This window comes from Brevundimonas sp. MYb52 (assembly GCF_002979535.1).
GTDB lineage: Bacteria > Pseudomonadota > Alphaproteobacteria > Caulobacterales > Caulobacteraceae > Brevundimonas.
Genome location: NZ_PCPB01000007.1, coordinates 80,785 through 100,853, shown reverse-complemented (window position 1 = coordinate 100,853; position 20,069 = coordinate 80,785). Strand labels below are relative to the sequence as shown.

The window sequence follows — 20,069 nt, the reverse complement described above, 5'->3', positions numbered from 1 at the left end:
AGGATCAGAAGGTCTTGCGAATGCCGACCGAAACCATGCGCCCCAGGGTGGAGCCGTTCGCCGTGCCCCCGGCCGCATTGTAGAAGGGCGGTTCCTCGTCGAAGATGTTGTCGATGTTCAACGTCAACGAGGTGTTGCGGAAGGCGCCGCCCAGACCGAGGTCATAGGCGCCGAACAGATTGATGCTGGTGAAGCTGTCGACCTTGGTCTGGCCGACGACATTGGTCACGTCCGCAGAGGAACTGTGATTGACCGTCAGTTCACCGATAAACTGGCCGTAGACGAGGCCCGCCGACCCAACCAGCGAGTAACGGCTGGCGCCGTTGTCGAACTCGTCGGTCTTGGGCGCGCCGGCGATGGCGCGGCTCTCGCGGTTCAGATTGTAGGTCCCGGCCAAGCCCACACGCCACAGGCCGAATGAGGCCGGGCGAGTATATTGAAGATCGAAATCGATGCCATCGACGTCAAGCGTGCCCAGGTTGTTGCGGCGCGCATCAATGAAGACCGCCGGGGTCAGGAAGCCCGCATAGAGCGCTGCGATGCTGGGCGCGCCGTCCACGGCCAGACCCGCCGTCAGGGCAGTCGCCTGGGCCAGGGTCGGGTTCAGCACGTAAAAGGGCTTGTAGGCCGGATCGGCGTAGAAGGGCGCGCCGCGCAGGAAGGGCGCCAGGCCGATGGCGTCCTGGAAGGCCACGTTGAAATAGGTGACACTGGCGCTGAAGCCCTGCAGCGCGCCGTCCGGCCGCCAGTCGGCGCCCAGCGACCAGGTGTCCGCCGTCTCGGGCTTCAGATTGGGGTTGCCCCCAGCCAGGATCATGGTCGGACGGAACAGGTCGGTGATGGGGGCGCCGGCGGGCAGCCAGGGGCTGGCGCCGATGACCTGAACCCGCGTGTCCACGCCATTGCCCATGTCCGACAGACTGGGCGCATGGAAGGAGGTGCCCCAGTTTCCGCGGAACGTCAGCGTCGAGATCGGGCGATAGTTGAAGCCTATCTTCGGATTGGTCGTGTCGCCCACGTCGCTGTAATCGTCGTAGCGCACCGAGGCTGACAGATCGAACGAGCCATAGGCCGGGCTGTCGAACAGGGGCGCCAAAACCTCAGCGAAGACCGAGGTCACGTCGCGTTTGTCCGAGGCGTGGGTCAGGTTCAGAGCGGAGGGCGCGCCGGTCCCCTGTCGAGCCTTGATGGTTTCCTCATGATACTCGGCGCCGACGGCCAGTTTCACGTCGCCGGCAGGCAGGGCGAACAGGGCGCCATCGACGACGGCCCGCGCTTCGCGGATCTCCTGCGTCGCATGGCCGTAGCTCTGGAAGTCGATGATCCTCTTCAGCACGTCGGCGTTGGTCGCACCGACATCATAGGGATTCAGCGCGGTCGCCGTCGTCATGCCGGCCAGGGCCGCCGCCTCGGCCGCCGTATTGATCTGCCAGGTACGGACCAGGTTGGTGCTGCGCCCCCAGTTGAGCGAGCCTTTCAGGCGCCAATCGTCGTTGAGCTGATAGGTCAGCGACGGCGTCACTCCGGCCGAGGTGAAGCGGCTAGTGTTCTTGGGCGCCGTCGCACCCCAGGCCACGGAATAGTTGAAGGTGACGTTGTGACCCAGTTCCGCGCCTATCGGACGGAAGTAGGGGTTCATGACGGTGATCAGGCCCCCGCCGCGAATGCCCGTCCCCTCCGCCGAGGACATGCCGCGACGACCGGTTTCACGCTGTGAGTAGTAGGCCGTGGCGTCAAACGACAGACGATCGCTCAAGTCATGCGAGATCGTGGCGAACAGGCTGTGGCGCTGCTCTTCCGGATAGAAGTCGATGGCCTTGGATTCATCGCACAGATTGGTCCCTGGCGTGCGCCCCGGCAGCACATAGTCCACGCCGGGCAGCAGGGGCGAGAAGGGGTTGGGCGTAGTGATCGTGCCCGGCGAACAGGCCTTGGACCGGAAATCACTCCCACCCTGTGCGCGCAGATCCTGGGTGAAGTAGTCGCGATCCGCGCCTGAGATATTGCTGTGCTCGGCATAGGCGTAGGAGATGATGGCCGAGCCGCCGCTCCAGACCTTGCCCGCCGTCAGGTTCAGATCGAACTGGTCGTAGCCGTCGGCCACGCCATAGCGGCCGGTGACCTCGACGCCGTCGAACCGCTTGCGCGTGATGAAGTTGACCACGCCGCCGATAGCGTCCGAACCATAGATGGACGACCCGCCGTCCGGGATCACCTCGACGCGCTCTAGCACGCCGGGCGGAATGACAGAGGGATCGGGCGAGGTCTGCAGAATGCCGGCGCCGACCATGCGGTTGCCGTTCAGCAGCACCAGGGTTGTCGAGCCGCCCGAGGCGCCCAGGTTGCGGATATTCGGCCGATTGATCGGCAGGGCGATGGTGCCGCCGGGCTGGGGCGCGCTGTTGAAGGCGTTGGAGATCTGGGGAATGCGGGCCAGCAGGTCGTTCGATGAGGCGGCCCCTGTGGCGATCACCGCCTCGCGCGCCATGCTGACGACATTGGTTCCGGTCGGCGCGACCCCGCGCAGCAGGGTGCCGGTGACGACCACGTCGTCCACCTGGGACGTCGTCTCGGCGTCCGAGGTCGTCGGCTGCGTCGCGGTCTGGGCCGAAGCCGCATGTGCGGCCGACAGGCCGAGCAGGACCATCGCGGTGGTCGCCAACAGCCTCGTGTTCAAGGATGCATTTCGCATGTGTTTTCCCCCAGACCTGACCGGCCTGACCGCCCTGAGCGGATGGTTCCTGGACAGGCGGCTGACGGAATCGCCAGACGCCTTGGCACTCCCGGCGACGGTTGATCCATCGTCCCAGATTATGAACAGAGGTTCCGCTACTTCAAAAATTTCGTCAAGATTAATTTGAGCGTTTGCATAACGAAATTTCATCAGGCTAGGCTGCAAGCCTCAAAACGCGCCTTTCATCACCCCCTGCCCGGCCGCGAGGTTTGCTCCTGATGCCCCCCCTCTTCCCTCGCCTCGCCCTGTTGGTCGCTATCGCGACCGCCATCGCCTTACCCGCAGCCGCCCAGACCTTCGATGTCTGGCCCAGCACCCCGCCCGCCTCTGAGCACGCGACCCAGGTCGAGGTCGTCAGCCCCTTCCCCGGCGGCCGCTTCGACGTCGTCCGCAACATCACACGACCGACGCTGGAGGTCTTCCGGCCAGCCCCCGGCACGGCGACGGGGGCGGCCGTTGTCATCGCCCCTGGCGGCGGCTTCCGATACCTGACGATCCAGGCCGAAGGTCGCGACGTCGCCCAGGCCCTGGCCGCCCGCGGCGTGACCGCCTTCGTCCTAAAATACCGGACGCTGGAAACCCCGAGCGACGATCGGGCGCATTGGCGCGACTTCTTCCTCTTCATGGCCCAGGCATCGCGCAGCAATGGCGCATTCAACCTCGACGAGGCCTCGGCGCTTGGGGTCGCCGACGGTCTGCAAGCCCTCAAGATCGTGCGTGAACGCGCGGCCGACTGGGACCTCAACCCTGCACAGGTCGGCATGATCGGCTTCTCGGCCGGGGCGCGGGTGACAGCGGGCGCGCTGCTGGACCCGGACTCCGCCGCCCGCCCGGCCTTCGCCGGCCTGATCTATGGCGCCAGCTTCAACGACGCCCCCCTGCCCGCCAACCTGCCGCCGGTCTTCCTGGCCGTGGCCGGCGACGACAAACTGGCCGCGCCGACGGTGCTGAGCTTCTACCAGGCCGCCGTCCGGAACGGGGCCTCGCCCGAACTGCATATCTACGCCAGCGGCGGCCACGGCTTCGGCATGAACCGTCAGGGCAAGAGCAGCGACTTCTGGATCAATGACCTGCTGAACTGGCTGGACGTGCAGAAGCTGGCCAAGCCCTAGGCTGCGGCCATCTCCGCCAGCGAAGTCTTCAGCACCTTGCCCAGACCGTTGCGCGGCATTTCATCGACGAAGGTGATGGCCGAAACCCGCTGCAGCGAGCTCAACCTCTCATTGGCCCAGAGGCGCAAGGCCTCGGCCTCGATGGTCGCGCCGGGCTGACGCACGACAAAGGCCACCGGCGTTTCCCCCCAGGTGACGTCCGGCACGCCGATGACGGCGGCCTCGACCACCTCGGGGTGGGCGTCGATCTGAATCTCCAGATCGATCGGATAGATGTTGAAGCCGCCCGAGATGATCATGTCCTTCTTGCGCCCGACGATCTGCAGGAAGCCCTCGGCGTCGAACCGGCCCAAGTCGCCAGTGCGGATGAAGGCGCGCCCGTCCGGCGCCGCCCAGCGACCGGCCGCCGTGGCCTCGGGACGATTGTTGTAGCCGATCATCATCTGCTCGGAGTGGCTGACGATCTCGCCCGTTTCGCCAACGGATTGCTCGACGCCGTCGTCATTGATGATGCGGATGTCGGAGCCAGGCGCGGGCATGCCGACCGTATGCAGTTTTTCCGGAAACAGGTGCGCGGGCAGGAAGCAGATGCCCCCGCCCTCGGTCATGCCGAAAATCTCCAGCAGACCTCCCGGCCAGCGCCGTAGCACCTCGGATTTCAACTCCACCGAGAAGGGCGCGCTGGTGCAGAACTTCATCTGGAAGGCCGACAGGTCGGCGTCATCGAAGGCCGGCTCGGCCATCAGGCGCTGATACTGGACCGGCACCAGCATGGTGTGGGTGACAGCGTGCTTCTGTGCGACATCCAGGAAGACGCGCGTGTCGAACTTGCGCATGATCACCACCGAGCCGCCCACCCGCAAGGTAGGCAGCATCGTCACCAGCGTCGTGTTGGAATAGAGCGGCGTAGTCAGCAAGGTGACCGCCTCGGGCGAGAACAGGCCCGCCAGCGCCGCCATCTGTCCTTCGCGCATCCGGTGGGAATGGACGATGCCCTTGGGCACCCCGGTCGTCCCGGACGAATAGATGACGTTGAAGGCGGTCGCCGGATCAATGGCCTCGACCACAGGCCGGGCGTCCTCGGCCGCCAGCCACTCCTGCCAGGGCTTGCCGCCCGACGAGCCGTCGAGGGTGATGACGGCGGGCGCGCCCTCAGACCGATCCAGCCGCGCGGACTGGCTAGCGTCAGAGAAGACCAGACGCGGCTGGGCGTCATCCAGCATGGCCTTCAGCGTTTCGTCCGTCACGCTGGGCGCCAGCGGCGTCGGGGTCATGCCCGCCCGCACGGCGGCCAGGAAGGCCGCGGCGTACTCGACACCGGGTTCCCCCAGCAGGGCCACTCGATCCCCGACAGACAGTCCCTCGCGTTGAAGCGCGGCAGCAGCCCGGTTCATCAGAACGTCAAGCTCGGCATAGGTCACAACGACCTCGCCCTGGCTCAGCGCCGAGCGATCACCGGTGGCGCGCGCATGCTGTGCGATCGCTTCGGAAAGACAGGAAACAGTCATGGCCCTCACCTACATTCATTTTTGCGTAAAAATGAATGTAGCCGCGCCAGGCGCCACCGTATAGACGGCATGACCATCTTCCGCGCGCAGGAAGCGCGCGCCGCGCGGAGCCTGCCTGAGGCGCGCGCCGCCGTTGGGAATCCAGACTTCGGCGCGGGTGGCGCCAGGAACAGCCACGTCCAGAACCACCCCCTCCACGTCCCTGCGCCAGGCGGACCGGACTTCGCCGCGCGGCGTTTCAATCCGGCCCGAGGCCTGGCTCAGGCCGCTCGGCAAGGCCGGTCGAATGACGATGTCGGCATAGCCTGGCGAACCCGGTCGGATGCCCGCCAGACCTTCATAGAACCAGCCGCTGACCAGGGCGAAGTAGTGATGGTTCCACGACCGAGAGTTCAGCCCCCAGCCCTCCAGCATGGAGTGGATGTCATTGGCCAGCCAGAAGCCCCAACCGGGCTGGCTCGTCCGCGTAACCGCCCGATAGACGGCGTCGGCGTGGCCGTAGTCGCTCAACAGGGTCAGACCGTAGCGCATCGGATAGACGCCCATGGTCAGGGCGTAGTCGTTGGCTTCCAGATCGGCCGCAACCGCATCGGCGACCTTCTGCTGTTCACCATCCGGCACGATGCCGAAGGCCAGCGGCAGGATGTTCTGGGTCTGGCTGAAAGGCGGGGGCGGCCCGCCCTCGACGGCGCGCGTGACATAGCGATGCGCCTCAGCATCCCAGTATTTGCGATTGTAGGCTTCACGCACCTCGGCCGCGACCGCCTGATAGCGGGCGACATCGGCTGTCTTGCCCAGGGTCGCGGCGTTCCGCGCCAGCATCGAGACCATATAGAAATAATAGGCGCTGGTGGTCGCATCGACCGGCCCGAACGGCCCCTTGCCGGCATAGTCCCCCAGCCCCCTGGCGTAGGTGAAGTCAGGAGCCTTGATGAAGGTCGAGGTGTAATCGACCAGACGCTTCTGCGCCTCGTACATGTCGGCGACGACCCGCTCATCGCCATAGTGGCGCAGCAGGTCGTCCGTGATGACGAACAGGGCCGCATCCCAGGCCGGGGTCGGCCCCCAGATGTAGGACCAGCCCGGCGTCTGGTCGAAGCCGTAGTAGGGTGTCGAGGGCACGATCTCCGGCAGTTCGCCGCTGGCCGCCTGGGCGTCGCGGAAGTCCGCCAGCCACTTGGTCCATACGCGCGCCATGCCGAAGTTGACGCCCGCTGCCCCCGCCGAGGCCTGACCGTCGCCGGTCCAGCCGTTCTTTTCCAGACTGGGCGTGTCGCTCATCAGGCCGTGCATGTTGTTCAGCAGGGCGTTCTGCGACGCCTGCTGGATCCGGTTCAACAGATCGTTGCTGCTTTCGAACGCCCCGATCAAGGCCACGTCGGAGTGGATGATCTCGGCGGTGACGAAGTCCTCGCCCGGCGTGCTTCCCAAGCCCTCGACCTGAACATAGCGGAAGCCGGCGTAGCTGAAGCGCGGCGCCCAGACCTCAACACCCTGTCCCGCAAAGGTGTAGTGATAGGTCTGCAGTTGGGCGTCGATCAGGCCGCTGGCGACCAGGGCCGAGCCGTCGTCGTTCTTCTTTTCGGTCAGGACCAGTGTGACGGTCCGACCGGCGGGCCCTGTCATCTTCAACTGCGGCCGCCCTGTCAGGATGCGGCCAAAGTCGAACACCCAGACGCCGGGACGCACCTCGGTGCGGGCGACGGGCTGAACCTGCGCTACGGGCCTGATCGGTTCGGCCGAAGCGGCGACCAGGACCCCCGCTGGCGGGATCGCTTCCCGCGCGGGGGTCCAGTCCTGACCGGTGAAGCGCGCAGACCGCCAGCCAATCGGTTCGCGTCGGGCGTCATAGCGCTCGCCCGCATAGATGGAGTCATGCAGGGTCGGCCCGTCTGCCGTGGCCCAGTTGCGGTCGGTCGTCACTACCTCGCGGCGGCCATCTGCAAAGGCGATCTCGAGCTGGGCGCGCAGCGACGGCTCAGCGCGCCAGGGGGCCTTATGGAAATACCATTCGTTGGGTTCGGTGACGCCATACCAGCCGCGTCCCAGTTCGGCGGCCAACACGTTCTCGCCGGCGCTCAATAGACTGGTCACGTCATAGGTCTGATAGAGGACACGCTTGCCGTAGTCAGTCCAGCCCGGCGCCATCGGCAGCTCGGAAACGGCTTGGCCGTTCAACGTCAAATCCGCCCAACCGCCGGTCGCGACATAGAGACGAGCCGAGGCGATTTCGCCGCCTTCGATGGAAAAGGCCCGACGCAACAGCGGCGCGGGGTTGGACAGCGGAACCACCAGATCCTTGGTCGGCACGCCCGAGGCCAGGATCAGACCGTCCGGCCCGAGGCTGCCGCCGGACAAGGGATTCTCGCCGTCGGCGAAGGTGGTTTCCAACGGCGCGCCATCAACCGGAACCACCGCCAGGCGATGGATGACAGCGGCGTCGGGAGCCGCGGACAACAGGCCGATCGTCCCCCGCGTCTGGCTGGCGTCGCGCAGTTCGTCGATAACCCGACCGTCCAGCCGTGTCACTAAACGGTCGCCGACGGCTTCGATGCTCAGGCTGTGACGCCCCTGACGCAGGGCCTCCGCCGTCATGCCCAGGTCGATCTTCTTCAACGTCGTCTGGTTGACCGAGGCCCGCGTCCCGCCCGGATAGCGGCGGACCTGGGCGTTCAGGACCGCCCGTCCCTCGTCCTCGCCGATCCGCCAGACATAGGCCTCGCCATAGGTCTTGCCCTCGGGCGAGGCGCGGAAAAGGACATCGAACTGGCGCCCCTTCAGGGTGAAATCGACCGTCACCGTAGCGTCGGACCAGCCCTTCGGCGCCTCGGCGTTGCGCCCGATCCAGGTCGCGCTCCAGTCGGATGGGTTCAACAGCCCCATTTCCCACGACGCGGTTTGGCTCCACGGCGAGGCGCGGCCGCGCGCATCCCAGGTGCGCACCTGCCAGACGCGGCGCTCGCGCGAAGACAGCCCAGGCCCCTGATAGGTGACGGCGGCGTCCACGACGGAGGCCACCCGGCCGGTATCCCAGACCACTTGCCCAGCCATCAGCGCCTGTTCGGAAACCCCGACCCGCAACTGATAGGCGCTCTGCGCCCGCGCCGCCGGGGGCCGCCACGACAGGCGCGGCAAAGGCGTGTCGATGCCGATGGGGTTGGCCGCCCCATTGACCACCAGGGCCGAGGGCCGATCGGACGCTTCGACATCCTCGGCGTGCGCGGCGGTGACGACCGACAGGCAGGCGAAGCCCGCCATGGCCAGCTTGAGCATCGACATGGCGGCTTCCCCCTCCGCTATTTTTCAGCAGTCTCTCTGACAGGACGTCTCACGGTCCCGCCCATGAGGATTGTCTAGCCGGCCGGTTGCGCCGGAATGGCGCGCAGCAAGGCGTCCAGTTCGGCCACGGCGGCGTCGTCCAGATTGGCCTGCGGGAACTCCGCCAACTGACGCGGCGACAGGCCGCCGATCATTTCAGCCAGGCCTGCGGATTCTTCCGGCGTCATCGGCGGAGCGCCGGCGGCGATGCGGCGCTTCTCGAAGAAGGCGCCGACGACGACCTTGGCCTGCGGATCGGCGATCAGCTCGGCCATGGTGGTGTCGACGGTGAACTTGGCGTCAGACGCGGCGGCGGGTGCGGGGGCCGCCGTCTGGGCCAGGGCGGGGGCCGTGGTCAGGACCAGGGCGGCGGCGAGGGCGAGGCTGCGGATCATGGTCGTTTCCTTTTGGGTGTTCTTGGTGGCGTTGTGACGTCTAGCGAACCAGCACCTGGACCAGGGCGTCGGCGTGGGCCTCGATGACGGTCGGGTCGGCGGGGTCGATGTTCCAGACACGCCGCACCTCGGGCGCCAGGGCGTAAAAAGTCTGGGCCGCACCGACGAAAATATAGACCAGCGCCGGTGTCGAGACATCGGGCAGGATGCCTTCGCGCTTGCACATCTCAATGAAGCGGCCGGACACGCGGCTGATGTCGGAGATATAGGTGTCGACGGCCCAGTTCAGACGCTCGTTGTCACGCATGCTCTCCTGAACCATCAGGCGGGCGTGCTCGGGATGCTTGGCGTAGTAGAGGACCACCGCACGGATCACGGCGCGAGCATAGGCCCTGAAGTCGGCATAGGCCGGATCATCATGGCGCGGCATGGCCAACTCCTTGGCCTGACGCTCGAACAGGAAACCCACGGCGGCCCGCCAAAGGGCGTCCTTGCTGGAAAAATGATACTTGATCAGGGCGTTGTGCGCCCCGGCCAGGGCCGCGATTTCCCGCGTCGAGGCGCCGTCGAACCCCTTTTCGGAAAACACTTCCAGCGCAGCCTGCAGCAGGCTGGCCTGCGTCGCTTCCCGCTGCTGGGTCCTGAGGTTCACCTTGGCCAAGTCTGCTTACCCGAACATTTGCATCCAGAGCGGCCCATTCAGATCGACATCCACGTGACTGTCAAAGGCCTCTCGACATTCATTATGCATCTGCATAGCGTAATGCGCAAGCGATCAGGATAACGTGTCGGACAACGAACCGCCGGACCGCTCGGAGGATTTCAGGATGATTCAAACCCGTCGCCCACGGCCCGCCCGCCTCGGCTGCACCGCAGCCAGCCTGAGCGTGATCCTTCTGGTCGCCGGGGCTTGCGCGCAAGGTCCGGCGACCGCCGTCGCGCCCACCGGCCCCTCAATCGATATGCGTATCGCACAGGGTCCGATCCGGGGCGTGGACGAAGGCGACATCCTGTCGTTCAAGAACATCCCCTATGCCGCGCCGCCAATCGGCGATCTACGCTGGCGCGCCCCCCACCCCGCCCCGCGTTGGACTGAGGTTCGTGACGCCGGCGCCTATGGCGACGACTGCATCCAGGCGCGGCCCATGTGGGACGACACCCAGACCCGCCTGCCGGTCAGCGAGGACTGCCTCAGCCTGAACGTCTGGACGCCCAAGACGAGAGTCGATGGCCCGGCGCCGGTCATCGTCTGGATTCACGGCGGCGGCTTCGTCATGGGATCTGGCAGCCAGCCGATCTTCGACGGCGCCCGACTGGCCGCGCGCGGCGCCGTGGTCGTGACCTTCAACTATCGGCTGGGGCGTTTCGGCTTCTTTTCGCACCCGGCCCTGACCGCCGAGGCCGGCGCCGAGCCGACCGGCAACTACGGCCTGATGGACCAGGTTGCGGCCCTGCAATGGGTTCACGACAATATCGCCACTCTGGGCGGCGATCCCGCGCGCGTGACCATCATGGGTCAATCGGCCGGCGGCAGCTCGGTGCTGCAACTGATGAACATTCCTCAGGCGCAAGACCTGTTCCATCGCGCCATCGTCCAGTCAGGCGGCGGTCGCGATCACTGGCCTGTCCTGCGGGCGCCGGGTGACGCCCGTTCCGGCGAAAGCGTGGGCGTCGCCTTCGCTGCGGCGCAGAACCTGCGGAACGCCACAGCCGCCGACCTGCGCGCCATCACGGCCGACAAGGTCAAGGGCCGCCTGGACCTGCTGACGCCCGAGAAGGACACCTACTCTGGCCCGATCATCGACGGTCGTCTGGTCACGACCCAGGTGATGGATGCCTTCCAGCGCGGCGCTCAGTCCAACGTCCCCATGATCATCGGGGCGACCGATATGGAACTCGGCGTCATTCCTGCGGTGTTCCGAGGTCTGCTGGCGGATCGGACGATGGAGGACGCAGGCGTGCCTCGCGAGTCGCTGATGGCCGTCTATGGCGACCGAAACGCCCTGAACACCTGGATGTCGTCCGAGTTGACCTTCATCGAACCTGCGCGCCGACTGGCGGCGCTCGGCGCGGAAAAGGGCCGCGCCGTGTGGCTCTACAGCTTCGGCTATGTGCAGGAGGGCAAGCGTCGCGACACGGCCGGCGCCGGCCATTCCACGGACACGCCCTACAGCTTCGACAATCTGAACCGCGCCAAGGGGCCGTTTACCGAAGCCGATCAGAAGATCGCGACCGCCATGGCCGACTACTGGGTCGCCTTCGCCCGCAACGGGCGACCAGATGCGGCAGGCCAGGCCGCATGGCCACGCTACGACGCCCGGACAGATCAGGCCCTGCTGGTCGGCGAGACCGGGGTCACGCTCGGCGCCGCGCCGAACGCCGCACGGCTGAACGCCCTCAGCCTGCTGCGCGACAGCCTGGCGGCGCCCTCGCGCTAAACGGCAAAGGGGCCGTACACGGAGGGGCGAACGCCCCTCCGTCAACCTTCAGGCGGGCGTCAGCTCGATCTGCAAGCTTCCGGCCTCCGAAGCCGTCACGGCCACGACCTGCGCGCCCTCGTCATGCGACCAGTGCGCAGCCAGGCCCGAGACCCTCACCTTGACGCCGTTCGGATAGCGCCAACTCGGCGCAAAGATTTCGGTCGGCTCCGCGACCGCCGCGTCCACCTCGATCGTCGCCGTCAGGCGCGCCGTCGCCGCGTCAAAGGCCATGGCCGCAATCACCCCCTGCCCGCGCTGGACATAGGGGCGTGAAAACCCTTCCAGCGCACGGCTGCCCGAAGCCGGATCGTCGGCCGTTGTCGCCTGGTCCCGCGAGAAGATCGACAGGTCTTCCTGATTCCAGCCGTCGCCGATGCGCAGGTCGTTCGCGTTGGTTGCGGAATAGTTCCACTGGGTCGAGGACAGCAGCAGACCGTCCATCGCGTCATACATGGCGCCCAGGGCCTGCGAATGGGCGCGCCAGACGCCCGCCCCGCGCTCGCCCTCGGCCCATCGCTCAAACGCCTCGCCGTGGTTCAGGTCATAGGGAATGCCGAACTCGCCGATCAGGGTCGGCGCGCCGCCGTCTCGCATCGACAGGCCCATGGCGCGGATGAAGCCCAGTTGGAAAGCGTACCTCTGGCGATCCTCGTCATGCGGCAGATCGGGATCGAACAGCTTGGTCCCCAAAATCTCGATGTCGTACCAGTGGCTGGCGTTGACCGTCCGCTCCGGCATGGGCTGGGGGAAGGTCTTGCCCTGCAACATCAGGTAGGGACACATCTCGCCAAACAGCAGCCAGTCCTCGCGCACGCTGCGCATCGTCTCCGCCACCCTGGCGAAGAAGGGCGCCATGAAGTCGTGTTCGTGATCCAGCGCGCGCCCGTCGCGGACACGGAAGAAGTCCTCGTCGCGAACCACTGCCTCGCCGTCGGTAAAGGACCACGCCCCCGCGACCTCGAAGGGATCGGGCCCCTCTTCTAGCCAGATCGAAACCCCGCCAGGATTCAGGACGGTTTCGCCAGAAACCTCCATCTTGCGGCCCTCGCCGCGCGCCATGACCGGCACGGTCGTCGACAGGCCGCGCGCGACCTTCAGCCCATCCAGCGGGGTCCATAGCGGCCCGGGCCAGACCGGCATGGCGTTGGCGGCGTCCGGTTCGGTGCGGCGCTGCGACAACTTCTGCCCCACCCAGCCCAGGCCCGGCTCGTTCAGGCTGTCGAATCCCAGGATGTTAGGCAGATGGCGCAGGCGCTCGGCCACCGCACGCATGGCGCCGAGGTAGGTCTCCTGCAGGAAGTCCTGCACGTTGCGCTCGCCCACGCGCCAGTCCGGCGTCAGGGTCGCCCCCGCGAAGAAGGCCGTCCACATGATCCCGTTGACCGGCATCTGATAGTTCCGCGGCCAACTCATCATCGGATAGCGGTCTTCCTGACGCCGCTCGGGCGAGGCGTAGTCGTACCGCTGCTGCATGACATGGGCGGCGTCGGCCGCATCGAAGGCGGCCAGGTTCAGACCGATGGCCTCGAACACCCAGCCGGGCGCCCCGTCGCCGCCGCTCATCCGGCTCCAGACGTCCTGATGGAAGTCGATGAAGACCGCCAGACCATGCTCATTCGCCTTGGCGCAGACGGCGGTCAGGTAGTCGAGATAGTCCTGATCATACTGGCCAGGCCCGGCGTGCTCGACCGCTTCCCAGGTGGTTAGCAGGCGCAGGACGTTGAAGCCCCAGCCGCGAATGCGCCCCAGATGCTCGTCCGCCTCTTCCAGCGGAAAGGGGCGGCCGATGAAGCTCACCTCGCGGTGATCGGAAAAATCACGCGGAGGATTGGAGCCGGCGTGGCTCAGAGGGATCTTCGTATCCCCGCCCAGATTGACTCCGCGCAGGATGGCGTGCCGCCCTTGGGCATCGACGAAGCGGGGCCCGTCAATGTCGAACATCAGTTGCTGCATTCGCCTATCGACCTCACGAAAAACTCGTTATACAGTTGGACAATAAGAAATGCGCTGGATGCAAGTCCAGTCTAAAAAATCGTGGGCTTGGAAAGGGTTGGGAACGTGGGGGACATCACGGTGACGGCGCCCGTGCGCATATCCGCAGGTCGCAAGCTGGCGATCGGCGTGGGGGATTTCGGCTGCAATCTGTACTGGCAGATGACGCAGCTCTATCTGCTGTTCTTCTATACGGACGTCATCGGACTGCCGGCGCAGGTCGCAGGCCTGATCTACATGATCGCGCTGATCTGGGACGCGGCGATGGACCCGATCGTCGGGCTTGTGGCCGACCGCACGCGCAGCCGCTGGGGCCGCTACCGCCCCTATCTGGTGCTGGGCGGGCCGCTGTTGGCGCCGGCCTTTATCCTCCTGTTCGTCGGCCCCTCAGCCCACACCGTCGGCGCCGTGGCCTTCGCCCTGATCAGTCAGTTGGTGTTCCGCACTCTCTACGCCGTGGTCGCCATTCCCTATGCCTCTCTGTTCGCGCGGGTAACGACGGACAGCGCCCAGCGCGGCGACATGACCGGCTTCCGCATGGTCTGCGGCGCCCTGGCCGCCATCATCGTCGCCACCCTGACCCTGCCGTTGGCGTCCGCTCTTGGCGGGGGCGCTGAAAGCCGCGAGGGCTGGATCATCCTCGGCGCCGCCTATGGAGTGCTCGCGACCGGCTGCCTGCTGCTGACCGCCTGGGGCAGCCGGGGCTTGGACACGGCCAATGAATCCCCTGCGCCACGCCGACCTTTCGCCGAAGCCTGGCGCAGCCTGGCCGCCAATCGGGCCCTGCACCTGCTACTGGCGGCCATCGTGATTAGCTCATTCTCGACCACAATGTTCTCCAAGAACCTGCTGTATTATTTCAAATACATCGTCGGAGATGCGGGCTTGGGCAGCATGGCGCTAGGCCTCATGGCCCTGACCATCGTCCTGACCACGCCGCTGTGGGCGGTGGCGCTGCGCCTGATCGGCAAGCGCAACAGTTGGCTGGCGGGCGCCGTGCCGACCGTCGCGGGCCTCGTCCTATGGCATGCAGCCGACGGCCAATCCCTGACGCTGCTGTTCACCGCCCTGGGGATGCAGGCCATCGGCGCCGCCGCCTATGTGGTCTGCTTCTGGTCCATGCTGCCGGACACGGTGGAGTATGGGGAGTGGCGCAGCGGCGTGCGCACCGAATCCCTGGTCTTCGGCCTGACGGTTCTGGGCCAGAAGGTCGCGCTGGGCCTTGGCGCCGGCGTCCTTGGCCTGGCCCTGACCCGCTTCGGCTACACGCCCAACGTGGCTCAAAGCCCGCAGACCCTGAGCGACATCAAGGCCCTGATGTTCTGGGCGCCCCTGGCCGGAACCCTGCTCTCGGCCAGCCTGATCTGGTTCTACCCGATCAACCGGCGCACCCACGCCGAGATGGTCGACGACATCGCCGCGCGTGCCTCGCCCTCCCCTGCAGCTTGAGAGACCAGGCCATGATGACCCGAACCGCTCTCGCCGCAACAAGCGCGCTCACAGTCCTCGCCGCCGGCGGCGCCGCCAACGCCCAGACGACCGCAGCGCCTGCCGCCCCGACCCAAACCACCGCCGATCCGGCCTGCGCCAGTCTGTTGAACCTTCGTCTGCCTCATGCGCGCATAGACGCCGCCGTCGCCATGAAGGCCGGCGATCGCCAGCCGATCGAGGCCTTCGGCGTGCCGGCCTTGCCGACAACCACCCCCTATTGCCGCGTCTCGCTGACCCTGACGCCTGCGGAGGGATCGGAGATCCATTCCGAAGTCTGGTTGCCCGCCGCTGGCACCTGGAACGGCAAGTTCGCCGCCATGGGCAACGCTGGGTTCGGCGGTTCGTTGGGACCGCCCCGGTTGTCGATGCGCCCCGCTGTGGCGCGCGGCTATGCGGTCGCGGCCACCGACATGGGGCACACCGAGCCAGGCGCGGACGGCAAGGACGCCTCCTGGGCGCTGAACCAACCGGAACGGATCATCGACTTCGGTCACCGCGCCAACCACGTCACCGCCGTCGCCGCCAAGGCCGTGATCGCGGCCTATTACGGCCTCGCCCCGAGGCGTTCCTATTTCCAGGGCTGTTCCGACGGCGGGCGCGAAGCCCTGATGGCGGCGCAACGCTATCCCAACGACTTCGACGGCGTCGTCGCGGGCGCTCCGGGCGCGGCCTGGACACACCTGATGACCAGCTTCGCCTGGTCGTGGAAGGTGGCGCACCAGAATCCGGCCAGCCAATTGAAAGCCGCCAACCTGACCCGCATCCAGGCGGCAGCGCTCGAGGCCTGCGACACCCTTGACGACGTCAAGGACGGCGTGATCGAGGACCCGCGTCTCTGCCGCTTCGACCCCGCCGCCCTCCTGTGCGACCGCGACGCCGCCGAGGGCTGCCTCAACACCGAACAACTCGCCGCCGTGCAGGGGCTTTACAGCGGCCCGCGTCGCGGCCTGACCGGCCACGTCCTCTATCCCGGTTTCGCGCCGGGCGGCGAGGCCCAGCGGTCGGGCTGGGACCTGTGGATCACCGGCGATGCGGCCCAGCATCCCGACTTCGCCCGCTCCTTCTTCGCCAACTTCGTCTTCAACGACGCCGACTGGACCCTGGATCAGTTCGACTTCGACCAGAACTTCGACACTGTGCGCGAGCGGATGGCCGGGATCACGGATTCCGACAATCCGGATATGTCCGCCTTCAGGGCCTCGGGCGGCAAGCTGCTGATGTATCACGGCTGGAACGATGCGGCCCTGCCCGCCGAAGGCACGATTCAGTATTTCGAGAACGTGCGCGAGACCATGGGCGCGGACGAGGTCGATCAGTTCGCTCGCCTCTTCATGGTCCCCGCCATGGGGCATTGCTTCGGCGGCCCCGGCCCCAACGCCTTCGACAGCCTTGCGGTGCTGGACGCCTGGGTCGAAAGCGGATCGGCCCCGGACCGCATCGTGGCCAGCAAATACGCCAACGACCTGGCGCCTCTGCTGAACATGCCGACCGGCCCAGCGCTCAGCACCCGACCGCTGTGCGCCTATCCCGCCGTCGCGCGCTGGAAGGGCGACGGTTCGACCAACGACGAAGCCAACTTCGTCTGCATCGTCCCGCCCAAGGCGGACATCTAGCCCCCGCCGGAGCCTCTGAGACATGCCAAGTCACGTTCAGGGCTCCACCCAGCCCGCCCTTTTGACCCACACCATTGGAGAAGCCCTGCGTCAGGCGGCCTGGCAATGGAGCGACCACGAGGCCGTCGTCTGCACTGCGCAGGACGTTCGCCTGACATGGCGCGACCTGGACCGCCGCACCGGCGATTTCGCCGCCGGCCTGCTGGCTTCAGGCCTGCGTCCCGGCGACCGCATCGGCATCTGGTCGATGAACCGCATCGAATGGATCATCACCCAGTTCGCCGCCGCCAAAGCGGGCCTGATCCTGACCACCATCAATCCCGCCTACCGCCTGGACGAGCTGGAATATGCGCTGAAGAAGGTCGGGTGCCGGGCCCTGGTGCTGTCGCCGCCGTTCAAGACCAGCGACTATCCGGGCCTGATCCGCGCCCTGGCCCCTGGATTGGACGTCGCCGCGCCTCTAGGCCTAAACGCCCGCCGCCTGCCCGACCTGAAGCTGGTGATCCAGATGGAGGCGCCGACCCTGGCGGGCGCCGTCGGCTTCGACGCCGTTGAAGCCCTGGGCCGCGCCTCCGGGCCGGACAGTCTCCGCGTGGTCGAGGCGGCACTGACCTGCCATGACCCGATCAACATCCAGTTCACCAGCGGCACCACCGGTCGCCCCAAGGGCGTGACCCTCAGCCACCATAACATCCTGAACAACGGCTACCTGGCAGGCGCCGCCATGGCCCTGACGCCGGACGACCGCATCTGCACGCCGGTGCCGCTGTATCACTGCTTTGGCATGGTCCTCAGCGTCATGGCCGCCGTCTCGCACGGCTCGGCTATGATCTTTCCGGGCGAAGGCTTCGACGCCCTGGCGACCCTGGAAGCGGTGGCGAACGAGGGCTGCACCGCCCTCTACGGCGTGCCGACCATGTTCATCGCTGCGCTCGAACATCCGCGCTTCGCCGAGTTCGATCTGACCCGCCTGCGCACCGGCATCATGGCCGGCTCGCCCTGCCCGATCGAGGTGATGCGCAAGGTCATCGACCGGATGCACATGCGCGACATCACCATCGGCTACGGCATGACCGAGACCAGCCCGCTCAGCTTCCAGAGCGGCGGCGACGACCCGCTGGAGCGCCGCGTCTCGACCGTGGGCCGCATCCACCCGCACGTCGAATGCAAGATCGTCGACGCCGCAGGCGCCATCCGGCCCTGGGGCCAGCCAGGCGAGCTCTGCACGCGCGGCTATTCCGTCATGATCGGCTACTGGAATGATGCGGAGCAGACCGCCGCCTCGATCGACGCCGACGGCTGGATGCACAGCGGCGACCTGGCGACCTTCGACGCGGAAGGCTACTGCCAGATCGTCGGCCGCCTGAAGGACATGATCATCCGTGGCGGCGAAAACCTCTATCCGCGCGAGATCGAGGAATACCTCTATCGCCACCCCAAGATTCAGGACGTTCAGGTCTTCGGCGTGCCGGACGACCACTATGGCGAACAGGTCTGCGCCTGGGTCATGCTGATCGAAGGCGCGACCATGGACCGGGCGGAATTGCTCGACTTCTGCCGCGGCCAGATCGCCCACCAAAAGCTGCCCTATCACGTCCGCTTCGTCCGCGAATTTCCCCTAACCGTCACAGGCAAGATCCAGAAGTTCGCCATGCGCGACGCGATGATGGCCGAGTTGGAGGGCCTAAAGCGAAAAGGCGACGCCTAGTCGCCGCGAGGTTCGTCGGCCAAAGAGGCAGAATCACCGGCCGCTTCTGGGCCAGCGAAAGCCGCTTGAACGCCCTCGACAGAGGGCGACAGGAAGCTGTCAGTCAGGCTTCGCCTCAACTCACCCGCATCACGCGTACCGCCATCCAGGGGCGGCCAGGCAAGCTCACCGTCGGACGCGCCGGGTCGTGGAAGAAGTATTTGGTTTCCTTGGCCGCCATCACAAATTCGCCCGGCAAGGGCTCGACCGTCATGTTCCAGGTGTCGATCAGATCCACGCGGAAGCGTTCTCCGCCCTTGATCTCGTCGCGCGGCAGGTCGAGCGCCCATTCGGCTGGCGTCTCGTCGCCGAAGTAGCGCAGGTAGTAGTGACCGGGAACGCCGCCCAGATGCTGCTCCCACCATTTGTCGATCGGGTCGATTCCCCGCGTCGGCCCCGCCTCCATGACGGTCTTGAGGAAGGCCAGACGCGGCGCGCTTTCGCCCCGCAGTTCGCCGCCCTCGCCCAGCCAAAATCCGTCGCCCTTGCTGCGGGGCAGGCATTCGCTGTGGCCGACATAGGTTCCGCCGATTAGGCCGTGCCAGAAGCCGCGCACCATCTCGGGGCCGGTCAGGTCGCCCCAGCGGTCCTCGATATTGCCCTCGTAGCAGACCTCGTCGAAGATCACGGGCTTCTTCCAGACGCTGCGGTAGGTCTCAGCGCGCACGTCGTCCAGCACGGCGGAACCGTTCTGGATGCTGGCGTGCGTCACCCAGGGTTTGCCGTGGTCGTAGAGCTGTCGCCAGTTGTGGATCGAGCGCAGGCGGCCATAGGGGTCCTGGACCTGGACCAGTTGGAACATCCGGTCGAAATCGGCGTCGGTCTTGGTCTTCAGCAGGTCATACTCATTGGCCAGCGACCACCAGACATTCCGATAGGCCGCCAGGCGCGCCACAACATAGCGGACGTAGTGATCGTCCGCCTCGGCCCCCATCTCCTCGAAACCATAGGTCTCGTCATAGGGATGGAACAGGATGACGTCGGCCTGAACGCCCTGCGCGCACAGGGCGGCGACGCAGGCGTCCAGACGCTGAAAATAGGCCGGATTGAACCGTGTCAGATCCCAGTCGCGCGGACCCGCCCCCGTCTTCTCATAGGGGAAGAACGCTTCGTTGGTCGAAATGGTCGCATTGGGGAAGACCAACAGCCGCAGCTTGTTGAACGGCGACGCGCGCAGGGTCTCCAGCGTCTGCCGACGCCTCGCCTCGGGCTGATGGGTCCAGCCGTAGCTGGTGGTGCCGATCTGGCGGAAAGGCGTGCCGTCCGCATGGGCGAAGTGATAGCCGTCCCTGACCGCCACCGGTCCATGATTGCCCGCCTTGGGCGCCACCGCCTCGAACCGGCCCTCGCGACCGTTCAGAGCCGGAAGGTCGCTTTCGACGCGCCAGCGCCAATGCCCCGTTTCCGGCGGCGAGAAGCGAAGGCGATAGAGGTCGTCCCCGTCATAGAAGCCCGGCGCGCGAACCGTGGTGACGCCATTGGTGAAGACCCCGGTCAAGGCCACGCGGAACGGCGCCGCTGCGCCCGCTGCCGTCAGGGCGGTCTCGAACAGTCCCCAGCGCTCGACCGTCACGGCCTGCGCCTGGACTGCCCCAGCGCCAGCCAGGGCCGCCCCCGCAGCGGCGGCCGCCACCACGGCCCGGCGTGTCATCCCCTGCGTCATCGTCTCGTCTCCCCAT

At 66.6% G+C, this 20,069-nt stretch carries 12 protein-coding genes; 5 read left to right on the top strand and 7 right to left on the bottom strand.

Annotated features, from left to right (window positions below; all coding sequences use genetic code 11):
• Window positions 1-4 precede the first annotated feature (4 nt).
• Window positions 5-2,662: a TonB-dependent receptor domain-containing protein gene (locus tag CQ039_RS09750; protein WP_158255955.1), complete on the bottom strand. Its 2,658-nt coding sequence runs from the start codon at window positions 2,660-2,662 to the stop codon at window positions 5-7.
• 290 nt (window positions 2,663-2,952) lie between these two features.
• Between CQ039_RS09750 and CQ039_RS09745 the strand changes: the two genes are divergently transcribed.
• On the top strand, window positions 2,953-3,846 hold the full coding sequence (locus tag CQ039_RS09745) for an alpha/beta hydrolase (protein WP_105689988.1): 894 nt from the start codon (window positions 2,953-2,955) through the stop codon (window positions 3,844-3,846).
• Here CQ039_RS09745 and CQ039_RS09740 read toward each other — a convergent pair.
• The 4 genes from CQ039_RS09740 to CQ039_RS09725 form a co-directional block, all read right to left on the bottom strand.
• On the bottom strand, window positions 3,843-5,354 hold the full coding sequence (locus CQ039_RS09740) for a class I adenylate-forming enzyme family protein (protein WP_105561929.1): 1,512 nt from the start codon (window positions 5,352-5,354) through the stop codon (window positions 3,843-3,845). The two genes, CQ039_RS09745 and CQ039_RS09740, sit on opposite strands and share 4 nt — an antisense overlap.
• A gap of 15 nt (window positions 5,355-5,369) precedes the next feature.
• Window positions 5,370-8,633, bottom strand: coding sequence for a family 78 glycoside hydrolase catalytic domain (locus tag CQ039_RS09735; protein WP_105561930.1), 3,264 nt, complete (start codon window positions 8,631-8,633; stop codon window positions 5,370-5,372).
• 74 nt (window positions 8,634-8,707) lie between these two features.
• Window positions 8,708-9,067, bottom strand: coding sequence for a hypothetical protein (locus tag CQ039_RS09730; RefSeq protein WP_105561931.1), 360 nt, complete (start codon window positions 9,065-9,067; stop codon window positions 8,708-8,710).
• Window positions 9,068-9,107: 40 nt separating this feature from the next.
• Complete coding sequence (locus tag CQ039_RS09725) at window positions 9,108-9,719, bottom strand: TetR/AcrR family transcriptional regulator (RefSeq protein WP_105562009.1); 612 nt, start codon at window positions 9,717-9,719, stop codon at window positions 9,108-9,110.
• Window positions 9,720-9,894: 175 nt separating this feature from the next.
• On the opposite strand from CQ039_RS09725, the gene CQ039_RS09720 reads away from it, so the two are divergent.
• Complete coding sequence (locus CQ039_RS09720) at window positions 9,895-11,505, top strand: carboxylesterase/lipase family protein (protein ID WP_105689987.1); 1,611 nt, start codon at window positions 9,895-9,897, stop codon at window positions 11,503-11,505.
• A gap of 48 nt (window positions 11,506-11,553) precedes the next feature.
• Here CQ039_RS09720 and CQ039_RS09715 read toward each other — a convergent pair whose 3' ends face one another.
• Complete coding sequence (locus CQ039_RS09715) at window positions 11,554-13,488, bottom strand: cellulase family glycosylhydrolase (RefSeq protein WP_233190084.1); 1,935 nt, start codon at window positions 13,486-13,488, stop codon at window positions 11,554-11,556.
• A gap of 117 nt (window positions 13,489-13,605) precedes the next feature.
• On the opposite strand from CQ039_RS09715, the gene CQ039_RS09710 reads away from it, so the two are divergent.
• Genes CQ039_RS09710 through CQ039_RS09700 form a run of 3 tightly spaced genes read left to right on the top strand, consistent with a single transcriptional unit; the run spans window position 13,606 to window position 18,351 of the window.
• Complete coding sequence (locus CQ039_RS09710; protein ID WP_233190085.1) at window positions 13,606-14,988, top strand: MFS transporter; 1,383 nt, start codon at window positions 13,606-13,608, stop codon at window positions 14,986-14,988.
• A gap of 11 nt (window positions 14,989-14,999) precedes the next feature.
• Window positions 15,000-16,643, top strand: a complete 1,644-nt coding sequence (locus CQ039_RS09705) for a tannase/feruloyl esterase family alpha/beta hydrolase (protein WP_105561934.1) — start codon at window positions 15,000-15,002, stop codon at window positions 16,641-16,643.
• Window positions 16,644-16,665: 22 nt separating this feature from the next.
• Window positions 16,666-18,351: an AMP-binding protein gene (locus CQ039_RS09700; RefSeq protein WP_105561935.1), complete on the top strand. Its 1,686-nt coding sequence runs from the start codon at window positions 16,666-16,668 to the stop codon at window positions 18,349-18,351.
• Between the two features lie 115 nt (window positions 18,352-18,466).
• On the opposite strand, the gene CQ039_RS09695 is transcribed toward CQ039_RS09700, so the two are convergent.
• Window positions 18,467-20,041 (bottom strand): DUF5605 domain-containing protein, encoded by a 1,575-nt coding sequence (locus tag CQ039_RS09695; protein ID WP_233190086.1) that lies wholly within the window; start codon window positions 20,039-20,041, stop codon window positions 18,467-18,469.
• Between the last annotated feature and the right edge of the window lie 28 nt (window positions 20,042-20,069).